The organism is Brevibacillus sp. BC25 (assembly GCF_000282075.1).
Lineage (GTDB): Bacteria > Bacillota > Bacilli > Brevibacillales > Brevibacillaceae > Brevibacillus.
Map to the genome: position 1 here is coordinate 1 of NZ_AKIX01000108.1, position 15,922 is coordinate 15,922.

The window sequence follows — 15,922 nt, forward strand, 5'->3', positions numbered from 1 at the left end:
CCTCGCCGCCTGTGCCATATCTGCGAACATCGCGAGCATAACTCGCTGTGTCTGCGGCTTCGGAATCAGCTTGAGAATAGCCTCGGTAATGATCGCCAATGTGCCCTCGCTGCCGACCAAGAGCTTGGTCAGATCATAGCCCGCCACATCCTTCATCAGCTTGCCCCCGGTACGGATGACCTCTCCGTTCGGCAACACAGCTTCGAGACCCAGCACGTAATCCTTGGTTGTCCCGTACTTCAACCCGCGCAGTCCACCCGAATTAAGCGCAATATTCCCGCCAATCGTGGAGATGACCATGCTGCCTGGATCTGGTGGGTAAAACAAACCGAGTGCCTCTACCGCCTGATGGATGTCGACCGTTCGAACTCCCGGCTGTACCGTTATCGTCAAATTTTGCTCGTCAATCTCTACGATCTGATTCATCCGACTCAATACTAAGACAATTCCACCACCGACAGGTATCGTACCGCCGCATAGATTGGAGCCTGCTCCACGCGTCACAATCGGGATGTGATGTCGTGCTGCAACTCGCATGACCTGTTGGACCTCGGCTGTGCTCTTCGGTATGACGACCACATCCGGCAATGCTTGCTGCATCGGCGTTGCGTCATACGAATAGGCGACTAATGCTTCCTGTTTGTCGAGACAGTTTTTCTCTCCGACGATGGCACGCAGTTCTTCGCGAATGGATTCTGGCAACATGGAATCTCTCCATCCTTTCCCAAAAACTTAGTCCAACTGCTGAATAGCTTCCCTGATTCTTCCATTGGTAACATTCAACAGACGAGTGGCCTCTTCCCTGCTCGATCCGGTCAGCTTCATAATAATGGCTGTCTTCGCATCACCGTCTGCCTGATCAGCCAGTTGCTCCGCCTCCTCGTAACTCGCCCCGGTCACTTCCATGATGATCCGCTTTACTCGTTCCCTCAGCTTGAGGTTGGTCGCCTGCACACTAACCATCAGATTTCCGTACACTTTGCCCAAACGAATCATGGTCGCTGTCGTCAGCATGTTCAGCACCAGCTTTTGGGCCGTTCCTGCCTTGAGCCTCGTCGATCCGGTTAATACTTCCGGTCCTACGACGACATTAATCGCGACATCTACGCCTTCATTGATGTACGAAGGCTTGTTGCAAGAGACAGCAATCGTCTTGGCTTCGATCTTCTGTGCCTCCGCCAAAACACCGAGAACATACGGAGTCCGTCCACTGGCTGCGATCCCTACGACCACATCCTTTTTGGTCACGCCGTATTTATGCACATCTTCTTGGCCTAATACAAAAGAATCCTCTGCACCTTCTACCGCGCGTACCATTGCGGATGGTCCGCCTGCAATCACACCCTGAACGAGCTCAGGCTGGGTACCAAAGGTCGGCGGACACTCGGACGCATCCAAGATCCCTAAACGTCCACTCGTTCCAGCACCAAAGTAAAACAGTCTTCCGCCCTTTTCCAATGCGTGTGTGATGACATCTACCGCATCGGATACTTGATCGAGGACGCGCTCAACTGCATAAGGAACCTTTTTGTCCTCATCGTTCATCATTTGTACGATGCCTCGGGCACTCAATTGATCCAAATCACTGCTGCCTTCGTTTTTTCCTTCAGTCGTCAATGCTTGCAAGTTCTCCAGATTCATGCTCTATCGAACCTCCTTTTCAATCTTACTGCCCCATGCTCACTTCATGACTGATCCAGATGGCAAGTGACAAAGTGCCCTGCTGAAACCTCGCTAGCCACGGGCGCGACTGTTTTGCAAATGTCCATACAGTAGCGGCAACGCGGATGAAATGTGCAGCCAGACGGCGGATTCGCTGGACTAGGCAGGTCTCCCTCCAAAATGATCCGCTGTGTAGTCAAATGGGGATTCGGTACAGGCACCGCTGATAACAGTGCTTGTGTATAGGGATGTGTTGGTTTCTCGTACAACGATTGTTTATCCGCTACCTCCACCACTTTTCCGAGATACATGACCGCTACCCGGTCCGAAATATGGCGGACGACACTCAAATCATGCGAGATAAACAAATACGTCAGATTGAACTCCTTTTGCAAATCTTGCATTAGGTTCAAAATTTGCGCCTGAATCGACACGTCCAGAGCAGACACCGGCTCATCGGCCACAATCAGCTTCGGGCGCAAAATCAGTGCCCTTGCTATGCCAATCCGCTGGCGCTGACCACCGGAAAACTCATGCGGAAAGCGATCCAGCTGCTGCTTGGAGAGGCCGACGATCTGGATCATCTCCTCGACTTGCTTGCGGCGTTCTGCTGAATTGCCGATGCCGTGGATGATGAGTGGGTCCTCCAACAGCTGCCCGATTGTTTTTCGTGGGTTCAGCGAGGCAAACGGGTCCTGAAACACGAGCTGCATGTTGCGTCTGGCTCTGCGCAGCTCTGATTCATTGAGCTTGCGGATATCCTGTCCTTCAAAAAAGACTTCTCCATCAGTCGGCTCAATCAGGCGCAGGATGCATCGTCCTGTCGTGGACTTCCCACAACCTGATTCGCCTACGATGCTGACAGTCTCACCCGGATAAACAGTCAGGTTGACTCCATCGACGGCACGGACGATTTTCTCCTTGCTGAAGAATCCTTGCTTGCTCGTGAAATGCTTGGTCAAAGATTTGACTTCCAGCAGTGGTTGCCTCATTGCACGTCCTCCTCGCGATACAGCCAGCAGCGGCAATTTTGGTTGTCTGCGACAGGCATAAGCTCTGGATTTTTCTCGCGGCAAATATCCATGACTTGTGAGCAGCGCGGTGCAAAACGACATCCCACAGGCATTTCGCTCAAAAGGGGCACCGAGCCCGGAATCGCATCCAAACGCTCTTGGTTGACACTGACAGAAGGCATCGATTTCAAAAGCCCTCTCGTATACGGATGCTTCGGCTCGTCAAACAGCTGCTTGACGTCGGCTTCCTCTACGATTTGACCTGCATACATGACGATGACGCGATGACACATCTCCGCCACGACTCCCAAGTCATGTGTGATAAGCAGGATGGAAGTGCCTTGCTCTTGCCGGACTTTTTTCATGAGTTCCAATATTTGCGCCTGAATCGTCACGTCCAACGCCGTCGTCGGTTCGTCGGCAATCAGTAGCTTGGGCGCACAAGACATCGCCATCGCAATCATCACACGTTGACGCATCCCGCCTGACAATTGGTGCGGATAGTCGGAAATGATTTCATTGGCTCGCGGAATTCCGACTTCGTTCAAAAGCTCGATCGTCCGTCGCTTGGCTTCCTGTTTGGACAATCCGAGATGCCGACGAAGCGGCTCGCTGATCTGTTTGCCGATCGAATGCAATGGATTGAGCGAAGTCATCGGCTCCTGAAAAATCATCGCGATCTGATTGCCGCGAATCGTCTGCATTTGTTTATCCGTGAGTGAGAGCAGCTCCTTGTCTTGAAAACGGATGCTCCCGGTCATCTCTACATTCCGTCCCAAGAGCTGCATGATGGACATGCTGGTCACGCTTTTTCCACATCCGGATTCACCGACCACACCGACGGTTTCACCAGGCTCTACAGAGAGACTGACACCCTCGATCACGGTCAGCTTTTTGCCTGCTTGGATAAAAGAAGTTCGCAAATCATCAATTGTAAGCATGGCTGCCATGAGTACTCCCCCTTTTCATCAGGATGTGTGGTCAGGTTTGATTACAGAAAATAATCGGTTATGGTGAGCGGTCCGCCACGTCCCGATCAACGGGTTCGCGACAGGATGCACGCGGTTTGTCAATGTAATCAGTGTCACGTCTCTCGCTGGGTCCGACCAGATCGACGTTCCTGTAAAGCCGGTATGCCCAAAGGCGCGCTCCGAAACAAGATCTCCCCCACTGCAACCTGCGGCAAGCTGTTCTAGGGAGCCGCCTGTCGGGGAAATGATCCATCCCAATCCTCTGCGATGGATCGAATGGTCTGTGAGTGAGCGAGTAGCCAAGGCACACAGTGTCGGATCAAGCTGTACGGAAGCCTTCCCACTCGTCCAAATGTGCATGTAGCGCTCTGTATCAGCCAAGGTGGAAAAAAGTCCGGCGTGCCCACTGACACCTTCCAAGCCATAGTGGGCGTTGCAATCGTGAACAGTGCCACTAATCACTCCTTCTCGCCAAACGTATCCAGTCAAAGCTTGCTGCCATTCCAACGCCAAAGGAAGTCTGGCTTCTGCTAGCTCCGACAAAAAATTCACAGCCATCTCTTGTTCAAAGGCATTTCCCTTCTCCGTAGCAGCAATGTCCATTCCTTGCAGACGTGTTTGTTCCAGCGGCAAGTAGCTCGTATGAAGCATTCGGCTCGGTTGAAAAATCAGTCGCTTCGCCAGCGCGTCCAGTTCCTCGTCCCAGATGCGCTCCAGTAAAAAGCCCAACAGCATGAATCCCAGATCACTGTACACAACGTTACGTGCAGGGTCATCCAGCATCGACTCGTTTGCGATGAGCCGCAAATAGTCCTCCCGATTTTTCCCCAGCAAAAAGTACGGACGCCATGCAGGAAGTCCCGATGTATGTGTGAGCAGGTGAATAATTTTGATCTGCCCTTTGCGTTCCTGATCGTGGGCGCTCGCCAATTCTGGCAAGTAGGTCGTCACGGAGTCAGTCAACGAGAGCTTACCTTCCTGCACACTGATGAGGATGAGTGGCAAGGTCACCATCACCTTGGTCAAAGAGGCCATATCGTACAGCGTTTGACTATGAACTGGCCTTCCATCGTGTCCATAGCTTGTTTTTCCCATGCAAACTGTCACAGCAGGCGCACCTTTTCGCAGTATGCTGACAGCGCCTCCCGGAAAAATGCCCTGATGAATCCCTTGCGTCAGACTGGACTCCATTCGTTCTCTGATCTGTTGCACGTTCATTCGTTCTCACCCCTGCCTATCGTTCCTATTTCCCACGATGACGCGGGTCGAGAATATCGCGGACAGCATCCCCAAACATGTTGCAAGCAAGAATCGTCACCGTCATGGCAATGCATGGCCAGATGATCATGCCCGGAGCCAGCTCCATGTAGCGGCGCGCCTCTGAAATCATTCCGCCCCATGACGGGTCTGGCGGCTGAATCCCCAAGCCCAAAAAGCTGAGAGCCGATTCTGTCAGGATCGCACCTGAAATCGCCAGGGAGGATTGAACCAGCAGCGGTGCCGTTACATTCGGAAAAATTTCCTGAAACAAGATACGCGGTGTACTCGCACCGATGGCACGAGCGCTTTCTACGTACTCCAGATTTTTGATAGAGAGAACCGCTCCCCTCACCGTCCGGGTGAAGATCGGAATATTCACGATCCCGATAGCCATGATCGTGTTGAAGGTTCCCGGCCCTAATGCGGCGACAATCGCCAGCGCCAGCAAAATTTCCGGAAAAGCAAACAAAACGTCCATACAGCGCATGATAAAACCGTCAATCCAGCGCCCGAAGTAGCCAGCGATCAAGCCAAACAGCGTACCGAAAACGGCGCTGACAAGAACGGCAGAAAGCCCGACCACCAGCGATACGCGCGCACCGTGGATGATGCGGCTCAAAATATCACGACCAAACTGGTCCGTACCTAACAAAAACTCACCCGAGCTGCCTTCCATCCGATGATCCTGAAACATCTGTGTCGGGTCATGCGGAGCCAACACCGGAGCCAGCACTGCCGTCAAACAGAGCAACGCCAGCAAAATGGAGCAGAAGACGGCTGTCTTATTCGCCAAAAAACGCTTTCGAAATGTGCTCATGTCGCATTCCCCTTGTCAATACTTGATACGCGGATCAATCCAGGTATAGATCAGGTCGATGAGCAGATTGACCAGGACAAACACCAGAGCGACGAACAAAACGCCTCCCTGTACAACCGGATAATCCCGCTGATAAATTCCCTCCAGAATGTACTGGCCCAAACCAGGAATCGAGAACAGCTGCTCGACGATAACAGACCCACCCAGCAGGTAACCAATCTGCATACCTGCGATCGTGACGATCGGAATCGAAGAGTTGCGGAACGCATGGCCCATGACGATTGTCCATTTACTGTTACCCTTGGCCCGTGCTGTCCGAATAAAATCTTTGTCCATGGTTTCCAAAAACGCAGAACGAGTCATCCGCATCACGCCAGCAGCCACCACAATCCCCATCGTTGTTGCAGGCAGTATGAATACCTTGAATGCCTCGATCGGATCATCCCAGAAGTTCACCACATCAATAGGCGGGAACCAGTTGAAATAAAGCGAAAAGCCGAGCAAAAGCAGTGTCCCGATGGCAAAGTTCGGCACAGAAATGCCTAGCAGTGTAAACACACGAACCACGATATCTGTTTTGGAATGAGCGCGAATCGCTGAGAGAATCCCGAACGGAATCGCGAGTACCCACCCAATCAGAACGCCAAATACAGTCAGTTGCATGGTAATGGCAAATCGCTTGAGAATTTGAGGCAAAATCTCTTCTCCTGTATGGACCGATACGCCAAAATTCCCTTGCAGGATTCCTGTAACCCAATGCAGGTACTGGTTAATCAGCGGCTGATCCAGCCCCATGCTTTTATTCAACGCCGCAATTGCTTCCGGTGTGGCACTCGTTCCTAGCATGATGGAAGCTGGATCGCCCGGCACCAGATGCAGGATCGTGAAGATCAAGACGGATATGCCAAACAGGATGGGAATCAGGCTGGCGACACGTTTGATTAGATAAGATCCCACGAGTTTCCCTCCATATTTAGAAACTTGGCTCCGCCTATCCTCTGGCGGAGCCTTCATCACACGTATGCTACATTACTTGATCGAAGTTTTGATCAGCGAGTATACTTCGCCCGCTGCGGTCGGTGTGAAATCGACGTTGTCACGCACGGCGTAGTAGTTTTTCGGTGATGCCAGGAACAGGTTTGGTGCATCTGCTACCAGCATGGTTTGTGCTTCGTCATACAGCTTTTTGCGCTCTGCCTGATCTACTGTTGTCAGTGCTTTTTGCACCAGTTCATCGTAGGCAGGGTTGGAATAGTTCCACACGTTAGCAGAACCAGTTGTCGAGAAGAAGAAGCGCATAGAACGGTCAGCATCTACACCAGAAGTGTTGCGGCCTACCATCAGGTTCATGTCCTTGGATTTCCACGTATCGATGTAGTTCCCCCACTCAAGCTGGTTGATCTTCGCATTGATGCCAATTGCTTTGAGCTGTTGTTGAATCACTTGTGCCGTTTCTACCATGTCTGGATAAGTTGCTGCTGTCTCGATTTGGGTCTCGAAACCGTTTGGATAGCCCGCTTCCGCCAGCAATTGCTTCGCTTTTTCTACATCTGTTTTGTAGGTCGGATAAGTAGTAGGGTCCAAAGCCGAGTTGGTCAACGCAGGCGCGATCGGACCAGTCAGAGTCGCTTCCCCTTTCCAAACAGTCTGGATAATTTGGTTACGGTCAACGGCATAACTAATCGCTTCGCGCACTTTTGGATTGTCAAAAGGCTTTTTGTTTACGTTAATGCCCAGGTAACTGTACTCCAAGGATTGGTAGTTCTTGATCTGTACGCCTGGCTTGCCTTCCAAGAGCTTCGCAGAATCAGCAGACACCATGCTGATGTCGACTTTACCAGAGCGAATCGCAGCGAGACGCTCAGCTTCGTCCTTCATGATTTGGAACTTGATGGACTCTACCTTTGGCAGTTCTTTATTGAAGTAATCCGCATTTTTCTTCAGCAGGACATATTGTCCTGACTCACTTTTTTCCATTTTGAATGGACCCGTACCGATTGCTTCCTTGGTCAGGTCAGTGGAGCCTGCTGGCACGATGGAAGCATAGGCGCTTGCCGTATTTGCAACGAACGAGGCATCCGCATTTTTCAGCTTGAAAACAACCGTCGTTGGATCTTTCACTTCAATTGCTTCTACGCTGGAAAAATACGATTTCGCGATCGAACCCGTGTCTGGATTCATGATTCGCTCAAAGCTGAATTTTACGTCCTCTGCCGTCATGTCTTTGCCATTGTGGAATTTGACGCCTTTTTGCAGGAACATGGTGACCGTTTTTCCGTCTGGCGCAATCTCCCATTTCTCTGCCAGGTTCGGTACGATGTTCATGTTCTCGTCCAACTTGGTCAGGCTATCGTAAATGAGCGCATAGACCCGCAAACTGGATGCCGCTGGAACCTTGTGCGGGTCATAGCCCACTGGCTCTTGCTCGGCTGCCACGATCAATTCTGTTTTTGCTTGTCCTTCTGCTGACTTGCCTTGCTCTGCCGGTGCTGTTCCTCCACCAGAACAAGCGGAAAGCATGAGAGACAATGATAGGAAAAAGCCTGCCAATACTCGTTTTTTCACGATGTTACCCCCTCTGTTGATCTCATGTTAGAAGCATATATTTCCTAACGGTACAGCCCTCTTCGCCCCTGTTACAGATGGCACATTGGATGGTCGTCCCATTAGTGTCTCATGACCCAAAATGGCAAAAGCGACGGCTTCCTTCGCATCGTCAGGCATCCCAAACTGCTGCGCCGTCATCACGGTCATTCCTGTCGGCAATTGACGCTGCAGCATGGTGAGAAGCGTCTGGTTATGAGCGCCTCCCCCTGAGACGATCACTTCCTCCACTTTGGTTGTGGGTAATACGAATTGCATATAGGCATTCGCAATTGTCGTGGCAGTCAATGCTGTCACGGTTGCTAGCAGATCCGTCTGACTAATCCCGAGTTGATTCGCATCATGAAACAGCTCTTGGGCAAAAGCTTTGCCGTATACTTCGCGACCTGTGCTTTTCGGTGGCTTGATCTGGTAATAAGGGTCCTGCATCCATTTTTCCAGTAGCACCGAAGATACGGTGCCACCTGCGGCCAGCTTGCCACCCTCGTCATATCTCATCTGTCCGTTGGTCATGAGCTGAACGATTTGATCCATGATCATATTGCCAGGGCCTGTGTCAAAAGCGACGACTTGATCGATAGCTGCGCTCGCAGGAAGTAATGTGACATTGGCAATTCCACCGATGTTTTGTAGCAGTCTGCCTTTTTGCGGATGGCGGAACAAAATATAGTCCGCATACGGAACAAGCGGTGCTCCTTCTCCATCAGCAGCCAAGTCTCGAGCGCGGAAGTTTCCCACTACCGGAATACCCGTACGTTCTGCCAGTGTGGATAGCTCGCCGATTTGCAAGGACGCTCTGACCTCTGTCATTCCTTGTGGTCCAGGAAATGGCGTGCGCCCGGCAATATGCCAAATGGTTTGTCCGTGCATACAGACTGCATCAACTTCGGCTGTCATGACACCAGCTTTCTCCATCAATTGCTGTACCGCATAGGCATACCATTCAGATAAGCCGTAATGAACCGCAGTCAACTGATCCACTCTCGCTGTCTCTACACTGCACAGATTCATGACCCACTCACGCAAGTCATCGGAGTAAGGCATATAAAAAAAATCGCGGAGAGTCACCTTTTCAATCTCGCCCTGTTCATCTGTGCGGATCGCTACGAGTGCGGCATCAATGCCATCCAGCGAAGTACCCGACATGAGGCCGATGAGTACATGCTCATTTTTCGCACGATAATCGAGCAATTTTGCAGGTTGATCCATGTCAAAAGCCCCCATTTGAGAATCGAGAATCGTTGAAAAATTCGTTCCTGTTATCGCTTTCATTATATGTAGTAAAATTACGCACGTCAATCGATTATTAGTAAATTTTATTTCCTAAAACAACAACCATGCACAAGTCTCACCCCGTTCAAGCTGTCACAGCACGAGCCCGTTCTATTGAGAAAAAACCGCGATGTTATGGGTATGTTTTCCTATTAAAAAGTTTTATATATCAGCCAATGATTCCGTCCACAAACGCAAACAAGCCGAACCTTTTTCACATAGGTTCGGCTTGTCTTCTTATATAAGGATCGTATTACGCAAACAAACTGATCAGGTTCCCATCCGGGTCTTTCACAATGGCATACCGCTGGCCCCAAAAAGCATCCCACGGCTCACGGTGACTCTCGTAGCCATGTGAAACGATTTTCGTATACAACGCATCAAGCGCCGCAGCATCCTCACACAAAAAAGCCAGCTCAATCCGATGCCCGACAGGTGCTTCCCATCCTCCATACACACTCTTGGCAACTTCCATTGTATCAAAGGCCAGACGAACACCGTCCTGCGCTACCTCCACATGCGGCTCGTCATTTGCTCCCTCGGGAATATCGAAACCGAGTACTCGATAGAAATCCAACGCTTTTTTCATGTCCTGTACGACTATCCCTACCATATCAAGCTTGATTCCCACATCACTCACTCCTGTTCGCTCTTGATTTCTTGCTGGACGCGCTTGGGCAGCTTTTGGAGCACCGTTTCGTACGCATGCTCGATCATCTTTTCCCATAAGCCTTCGGGAATGTCAGCGTCCAAGTAGACAGAATTCCAATGGGATTTATTCATGTGATAGCCAGGTACGATCCCTTCGTAGGTCTCGCGCAATTCCTCCGCACGCATCGGATCGCATTTCAAGGTGAGGATGCGAACACCTTTGGAATCGCCTCCGATCATGGCAAATATTTTGCCTCCGACATGGTAGCGATCGCATTCCCAATCCATCTGATAGTCATGGGTGGTACCGGGCTGCTTCCGACAATATGTATCTAATGTTTGTTCATTCACATGAATTCACCATCCTTTCTTTAGGGTAACGCGTCTCGCAAAAAGAAGATTGTAAAAAACGGACAACTTTTCAAGATTATCGATTCGCACGATCTGGCGAGACAATTTTACTTGGAGCTTCACCGTAAAAAGTGTGGAAGCTCTTGATCAAGTGCGACTGATCGTAATAGCCACATTGGAGAGCTACATCTGTAAACGAAGTCCGTGTTCCCTTAGCCAGCATTTGCAGCAGCCCTTGAAATTGAATGATTCGTCCCAGTTCCTTCGGGCTCATTCCCAACTGGTGTTGAAACGTCCTGCGCAAGGTTCTCTCGCTATAATTCACTTTCTCGGCAAGCTCGGCCATGGAAAGATTTCCTCTGTATTCATATAAATAGTTCATGCTTGTCAAAAGCAACTGGTCTGCGGGATCATCTATCCACAATCGTTTGATAAGCTCCTGCTCCAACCAAGCGATCCGCTCCGCCGTGTCGGAAGCCTCGAGCAAGCCTTCTATCACCTGATCCGCCTCTTTGCCCCAGATGTCTTCCAGATTGGGATGATGCCCGTTGATCATGGCGACCGGGTAGCGTAAAAAGCGAGCTGCTCCCTCAGCGTAAAACCGAATGCCGATCAAGGATTGTGGTTCGGTCAATGGGATAACCTCGTACGTCCTCATCAGTCCCGTTAGAAATGCCCCCTTCTGATAGGAAGTGGCACCGAGATTGAAAATGATATCGACGCATCCATCGGGTATGACTCGGCTTGTAGGTGCTATCCCTTTGCCGTCGTACTCTGAGGTCCAGTAGCAGGCTATATAGTTCGCCAGGCATTTGCTGGGCATGTACTCTTGGTAGCAATAGGCATTTTGGGCGCTTGCTCGTTGCAGAGTCGGAGTTTGCACCGGACGGAATTGCCGCATAATTTTCGCCATCCTTCTCCTCTGATTAGAACACATATTCCCCCACAATCCGTTAACTCCTTCTTAAGTCCTTTGCAATTTTTGAAAAACGTCCCCTTTCAAAATAAAAACGGTCACGATCGCTTCTGCATATGCTGGGACGAATGGATTTTTCGTAAAGTGAGGTGCATGATGTGATCTCCTCCTCCAAGTGGAGTCTTCATCAGTTCTTTTCAAAAAGTCCTTACATTCGCCCTTACCTACCACCTACTTCTTTATATCAGCCCGCAAGTTTGGACTCGTATGTAGCGAAGTATTCTACCGTCTATATCAAACCGACTCGAACCCATATGGGGAAAGGCATTATTCGTGTCTGGAAAACGGATGGCGGGGGCTATCAATTTGTCAAGGAGCGCGGAGAACCTATGCATGCAGATTCTTTGGCTGACTTGAAGCAGCAGCTCTCCGCGCAGTGTACGGAAAAAAATTACGTGATTCAAAAAGGGCTAGATTTAGCTGAAATTGACGGTCGCCCTTTTGATATTCGCGTCATGATGATGCGCAATGGCTTGGGCAAATGGCAATATGCCGGCATGCTAGCCAAGGTAGCCGGTGCCGACAGTATTATTACCAATGTCGCTCGCGGCGGCGGATATGCCGTCACAGTCCCGCATGCCTTGAAGAAATCAGAGGCAGTCGCACCCGACAAAATAAAAAGTGTCGTCTCTCAGTTGATCCAAATCAGTCACCGTGTATGTGCCCACTTTAATAAATATCGGCACAGTGCGCAAATCGGCGTTGATTTTGCTATTGATAAAGCGGGAAACCTCTCCATTATTGAGGTCAATTACGACTTTCCTTCCCACGGGCTGTTTGCCAAGCTCAAAGACAAGACTTATTACCATACGATTAAAAGACTTCACTATCAGTATAAAAACCGCGTGAAACGAAAACAGAGGAAGGCATAATCGCCCTCCTCTGTTCGTCTGATTCGTGTATTTGTCTTATTCGTGTGCCAATGCTGTTCCTTTTGTGTCCAGCATGGAGGTGCAGTTCGGGCAGCGTGTAGCCTTGAGCGGAATCGCGGAGATGCAATGCGGGCACTCTTTCGTTGTCTCAGGTGCTTTCTCCACTTCTTGCTTGCGTTTGAAACGGTTGAGCTGCTTGATAACGATAAAAATGGAAAAGGCGATAATGACAAAATCAAGGACGGAATTGATGAACAACCCGTAGTTCAGTGTCGCAGCTTTAGCTAATTTTGCTTCAGCGATCGTCTTATAAGGAACTCCGCTCAAATTGATGAACAATCCGGAGAAATCCACCTTACCCAGAAGCATTCCGATCATGGGAGTAATGATGTCATTGACAAGCGAGGTCACAATCTTCCCGAAAGCCCCACCGATCACGACACCGACAGCGAGATCCATCACATTTCCTTTTAACGCAAACTCTTTAAACTCTTTTAACACAATGATTTCCTCCTTCATTTCCTAAAACATGTTTCAAAAAATGACCGACAAAGCGCTCATGGTCAACCTCCAAGCACACGTCCACATTCGGCGTCTGCGCTGGATGTTCCCGTCTGTCTCCAATCGTACGGGCATCACTGGCTCCCCCGGCCGTATCTACTGCAACATGCATTGGGACTGACTTCACAAACGTCGGATCAATGACAACACCTACCGCTAACGGATCATGCAGACCGCAGCCGCGCAAATTGCCCACTGTAGCATAGGCATTCATGTACACCTCGCACATATCTGCGAAAACATGGCTCAAGCGTGTATCCTTCGCTCTCCATTCTTGCAAGTGTTCGCGGGTAAGCAGCGTTTGCATCGTCACATCCAGGCCTACCAGTGTCACTGGAATACCGGACTGGAAGACATACGCTGCCGCTTCCGGATCGGCGCAAATATTCGCCTCCGCTACAGGCGTGCGATTCCCCGGCACCGTTACAGCGCCTCCCATCACGACCACTCGTTTGACAAGGGTTATGATTTCTGGAGCAGCCATAATCGCCTGCGCCAGATTGGTCATGCTCCCGACGGTCACGAGTGTCAATTCGTGAGGATATTCCTTTATCGCAGAGATGAGAAATTGTGTGGCACACTGTGGCTGAGCCGTTGTCGATGGTTCTGGAAGGACGACATTGCCTAGCCCGTTTTCACCGTGGAACAGCCTTGCTTTTCCTGTGAGGTCGCGAACAATCGGCTTCGATGCCCCCTGATAGACAGGAATCGTAGAGGCATCCAGCAGCTCTAGCACCTGTAAGGTATTGCGTGTTGCTTCCTCCACCGTAATATTGCCAAAAGTCGTGGTAATCCCACACACTTCAAGAGCAGGTGAGTGAACGGCATAAGCAATCGCCAGCGCATCATCAATCCCGGTATCTACATCCAAAATGATTTTTTCCATGCGCTTATACCCCTCCCTGATCCAAAACGGTTTGCAGCCAGCGCTCTGCCTCTGCCATCTCAACCTCAACGCATACGGTCGTATCGGTTCCTACACTCGGTTTCGCCCGTAGATCGGCTAGAATGGCACCGCGTGACAATTCACTTTTGCATTCGACTGAGAGCTTCATCTGCTCCGTCCGCATCTTTTCAGGCGAGAGAGCCGCGAGCATCGCTACCCATGCATGTAGCGTACGAGCAGAAGCGGCGAACTGCATGTCTGACATCGTCATTCTATCGATCAGGCCCACTGCTTGTGCGAGACTGCCCAGCGTATGTACTTGCTCTTCCGTCAAACGAAACGAGCTGGTTGTATCTAATGGAACAAGCACAAGCGGCAAGCGGGCTGCCAAAACGAGCGCAGCAGCTTCCGGATCACCATGCATGTTTGTTTCAGCAATGGCCGTAACATCTCCTGGTACACGTATGGCTCCACCCTGCACCACGATTCTCGTAAATGTATGCGCCAACAGTGGATCACGCGCGACAGCCAAAGCTACCGTCGTCAAACGATCAAACGTCACGAGCGTCAAATCGCTTTCCTTATCTTGCGTGCTTTCTGCAAGGAGCCGTACACCTTCCGAGGTGGTCGTCTCTATCGTTCCTGAGAAAAGCGGTTGCTTGGCACCTGTAACGATTGGAATTTCATAGCCTGGCTGTGCAAAATTAATCAGCTTGCTAACCAAGCTTGACTGCGTGTCTCTGCAAATGATTCCTGCCACTTGAACATCAGGCGACCGCAAAGCATACAGCAAGGCCAGCCCTTGACCAAATCCACCGCAAAACTCGATGATCAACCGGTGTTTTTTTGCCACAATCTCATCTCCCGCTTCTCGCTATTGCCATTTGTCAAAACCGCTTTTCCTATGCTATCCAAATCAGCAGCAACCGTCAAATATCCAAATGCTCATCTCTACCTTCTCTTCTCTTGCATCGAACGGATAACTATCTTACACTTATTCATAACTTCGACAAAAATCGCCATCACACAAGACTAATGCGCCAAGCCATGCAAAAGGAGTATAACGGTCATGCTTTCGTTGAACCACTCAACCATGGATGCTATTTCTCTCGTGAAAAACCAACTGATCCAAGCGATTGTGCAGCACCAAACGAAGCCTTATCTGCCTGTTTGGGGAGAACTGTTTACAGCGTTGCGGGAAATCCAAAAGGCAGGCCAGCATTCACAGAAAAATATACACGTCTATTCCATTGAGCCGATAGGCGATCTCTGGTATTTGTACCGAGAGAATGTTTTTTCTGTCGATCTACCTGGGATGGGCATCACGATTTCTCTCACACAGGAGCAATTTATTGATGCCTTGCTGAAAGGAAGCTTTCAACCTACTTTATCGATTACAAAGCCGTCATGAGAAACGGCTTTTTTTCATGCATTTTGAACAAAAAAAGCCCCAAGATCAAATCTTGGGAGGGAGTAGTACGTTGTATTTACGTGAATAAGCTTATTTTATATCCAACTACTCACTCATTCCATCTGTATATTCAGGTAATTGTACCTATTATATCCTCTGGGTAAAAATGCTGTCGAAAACGAACATTTGTACAATATTAAAAAAAAGAGGCGGCCCTTCTGCACAGATTGGGTGCCGCCATCCCGAACTTCCCCAAGTTCGTTCATATTGGAATTGTACTATGAAACAGTCCTATCGAAAAGTGTCAGGTTTTGTTTTCCTGTGAAATATTACAAATCCCTGACGCCTGCTCGGGCCATCAGGGATCTTTCTATTTGCTATCGTTGTTGAGCACATCAGCAGCTCTCGGTCCAAAAATGATATACAAATAGACATATTGGCTGACGCTAACTCGAGGAAAGACGAACGCAACACTGGTCTTGCCCTCTTGTTGTTTGACAAAATAACGCAATTTGCTTGTTTTGATCCTTTTCACAATGCGTGTCGCTTCTCGCCATGGTACGGAAAATTGAACGCTTTTTTCCATCAGCACTAACACCTCTCACGGCTAGTATG

18 protein-coding genes are annotated in these 15,922 nt (G+C 49.9%); 2 read left to right on the plus strand and 16 right to left on the minus strand.

Features of this window, described 5'->3' with window-relative positions; all coding sequences use genetic code 11:
- From PMI05_RS23915 to PMI05_RS23970, 12 genes are all read right to left on the minus strand, one after another.
- Positions 1-705, minus strand: a 705-nt coding sequence (locus tag PMI05_RS23915; protein WP_007727453.1) for an FAD-binding oxidoreductase, incomplete at its 3' end; no start/stop codon positions are given.
- 27 nt (positions 706-732) lie between these two features.
- Positions 733-1,641 carry an N-acetylmuramic acid 6-phosphate etherase gene (gene murQ / locus PMI05_RS23920; protein ID WP_007727456.1) on the minus strand — a complete coding sequence of 303 codons (909 nt, stop codon included), beginning with the start codon at positions 1,639-1,641 and terminating at the stop codon, positions 733-735.
- Between the two features lie 44 nt (positions 1,642-1,685).
- Entirely contained in the window at positions 1,686-2,654 is a 969-nt protein-coding gene (locus PMI05_RS23925; protein WP_007727458.1) for an ABC transporter ATP-binding protein, read from the minus strand.
- Positions 2,651-3,625, minus strand: a complete 975-nt coding sequence (locus PMI05_RS23930) for an ABC transporter ATP-binding protein (RefSeq protein ID WP_007727460.1) — start codon at positions 3,623-3,625, stop codon at positions 2,651-2,653. The genes PMI05_RS23925 and PMI05_RS23930 overlap by 4 nt, the downstream gene beginning before the upstream one ends.
- 18 nt (positions 3,626-3,643) lie before the next feature.
- Complete coding sequence (locus PMI05_RS23935) at positions 3,644-4,864, minus strand: serine hydrolase (protein WP_007727462.1); 1,221 nt, start codon at positions 4,862-4,864, stop codon at positions 3,644-3,646.
- A 25-nt stretch (positions 4,865-4,889) separates the two neighbouring features.
- Positions 4,890-5,723 (minus strand): ABC transporter permease, encoded by an 834-nt coding sequence (locus tag PMI05_RS23940; RefSeq protein ID WP_007727463.1) that lies wholly within the window; start codon positions 5,721-5,723, stop codon positions 4,890-4,892.
- A 15-nt stretch (positions 5,724-5,738) separates the two neighbouring features.
- Positions 5,739-6,680, minus strand: a complete 942-nt coding sequence (locus PMI05_RS23945; protein WP_007727465.1) for an ABC transporter permease — start codon at positions 6,678-6,680, stop codon at positions 5,739-5,741.
- Positions 6,681-6,752: 72 nt separating this feature from the next.
- On the minus strand, positions 6,753-8,288 hold the full coding sequence (locus tag PMI05_RS23950; RefSeq protein WP_007727468.1) for an ABC transporter substrate-binding protein: 1,536 nt from the start codon (positions 8,286-8,288) through the stop codon (positions 6,753-6,755).
- A 27-nt stretch (positions 8,289-8,315) separates the two neighbouring features.
- The gene (locus PMI05_RS23955) at positions 8,316-9,536 is read right to left on the minus strand and encodes an anhydro-N-acetylmuramic acid kinase (protein WP_007727470.1); all 1,221 of its coding nucleotides are present in this window, start codon (positions 9,534-9,536) and stop codon (positions 8,316-8,318) included.
- Between the two features lie 316 nt (positions 9,537-9,852).
- Positions 9,853-10,230 carry a VOC family protein gene (locus PMI05_RS23960; RefSeq protein WP_007727472.1) on the minus strand — a complete coding sequence of 126 codons (378 nt, stop codon included), beginning with the start codon at positions 10,228-10,230 and terminating at the stop codon, positions 9,853-9,855.
- A gap of 5 nt (positions 10,231-10,235) precedes the next feature.
- Positions 10,236-10,601 carry an MmcQ/YjbR family DNA-binding protein gene (locus PMI05_RS23965; protein ID WP_007727474.1) on the minus strand — a complete coding sequence of 122 codons (366 nt, stop codon included), beginning with the start codon at positions 10,599-10,601 and terminating at the stop codon, positions 10,236-10,238.
- Between the two features lie 76 nt (positions 10,602-10,677).
- A complete protein-coding gene (locus PMI05_RS23970; protein WP_039961280.1) occupies positions 10,678-11,514 on the minus strand; it encodes a helix-turn-helix domain-containing protein in 837 nt (278 codons plus the stop codon).
- A 161-nt stretch (positions 11,515-11,675) separates the two neighbouring features.
- On the opposite strand from PMI05_RS23970, the gene PMI05_RS23975 reads away from it, so the two are divergent.
- Complete coding sequence (locus tag PMI05_RS23975; protein WP_007727477.1) at positions 11,676-12,449, plus strand: YheC/YheD family protein; 774 nt, start codon at positions 11,676-11,678, stop codon at positions 12,447-12,449.
- A gap of 36 nt (positions 12,450-12,485) precedes the next feature.
- On the opposite strand, the gene mscL is transcribed toward PMI05_RS23975, so the two are convergent.
- Genes mscL through PMI05_RS23990 form a run of 3 tightly spaced genes read right to left on the minus strand, consistent with a single transcriptional unit; the run spans position 12,486 to position 14,749 of the window.
- Positions 12,486-12,950, minus strand: coding sequence for a large-conductance mechanosensitive channel protein MscL (gene mscL, locus PMI05_RS23980; protein WP_007727479.1), 465 nt, complete (start codon positions 12,948-12,950; stop codon positions 12,486-12,488).
- Entirely contained in the window at positions 12,934-13,896 is a 963-nt protein-coding gene (locus PMI05_RS23985) for a nucleoside hydrolase (RefSeq protein WP_007727482.1), read from the minus strand. Before PMI05_RS23985 ends, mscL begins: the two co-directional genes overlap by 17 nt.
- Before the next feature lie 4 nt (positions 13,897-13,900).
- Complete coding sequence (locus tag PMI05_RS23990; protein ID WP_007727484.1) at positions 13,901-14,749, minus strand: nucleoside hydrolase; 849 nt, start codon at positions 14,747-14,749, stop codon at positions 13,901-13,903.
- 216 nt (positions 14,750-14,965) lie between these two features.
- On the opposite strand from PMI05_RS23990, the gene PMI05_RS23995 reads away from it, so the two are divergent.
- Positions 14,966-15,307: a hypothetical protein gene (locus tag PMI05_RS23995; RefSeq protein ID WP_007727486.1), complete on the plus strand. Its 342-nt coding sequence runs from the start codon at positions 14,966-14,968 to the stop codon at positions 15,305-15,307.
- 370 nt (positions 15,308-15,677) lie between these two features.
- Here PMI05_RS23995 and PMI05_RS24000 read toward each other — a convergent pair whose 3' ends face one another.
- Positions 15,678-15,893: a hypothetical protein gene (locus tag PMI05_RS24000; RefSeq protein ID WP_007727488.1), complete on the minus strand. Its 216-nt coding sequence runs from the start codon at positions 15,891-15,893 to the stop codon at positions 15,678-15,680.
- Positions 15,894-15,922: the final 29 nt, after the last annotated feature.

Coding starts and splice junctions, on each gene's coding strand:
- murQ (WP_007727456.1), bottom strand. CDS start 1,641: ATGAATCTGGAGAACTTGCAAGCATTGACGACTGAAGGAAAAAACGAA.
- PMI05_RS23925 (WP_007727458.1), bottom strand. CDS start 2,654: ATGAGGCAACCACTGCTGGAAGTCAAATCTTTGACCAAGCATTTCACG.
- PMI05_RS23930 (WP_007727460.1), bottom strand. CDS start 3,625: ATGGCAGCCATGCTTACAATTGATGATTTGCGAACTTCTTTTATCCAA.
- PMI05_RS23935 (WP_007727462.1), bottom strand. CDS start 4,864: ATGAACGTGCAACAGATCAGAGAACGAATGGAGTCCAGTCTGACGCAA.
- PMI05_RS23940 (WP_007727463.1), bottom strand. CDS start 5,723: ATGAGCACATTTCGAAAGCGTTTTTTGGCGAATAAGACAGCCGTCTTC.
- PMI05_RS23955 (WP_007727470.1), bottom strand. CDS start 9,536: ATGGATCAACCTGCAAAATTGCTCGATTATCGTGCGAAAAATGAGCAT.
- PMI05_RS23970 (WP_039961280.1), bottom strand. CDS start 11,514: ATGGCGAAAATTATGCGGCAATTCCGTCCGGTGCAAACTCCGACTCTG.
- PMI05_RS23985 (WP_007727482.1), bottom strand. CDS start 13,896: ATGGAAAAAATCATTTTGGATGTAGATACCGGGATTGATGATGCGCTG.
- PMI05_RS23995 (WP_007727486.1), top strand. CDS start 14,966: ATGCTTTCGTTGAACCACTCAACCATGGATGCTATTTCTCTCGTGAAA.
- PMI05_RS24000 (WP_007727488.1), bottom strand. CDS start 15,893: ATGGAAAAAAGCGTTCAATTTTCCGTACCATGGCGAGAAGCGACACGC.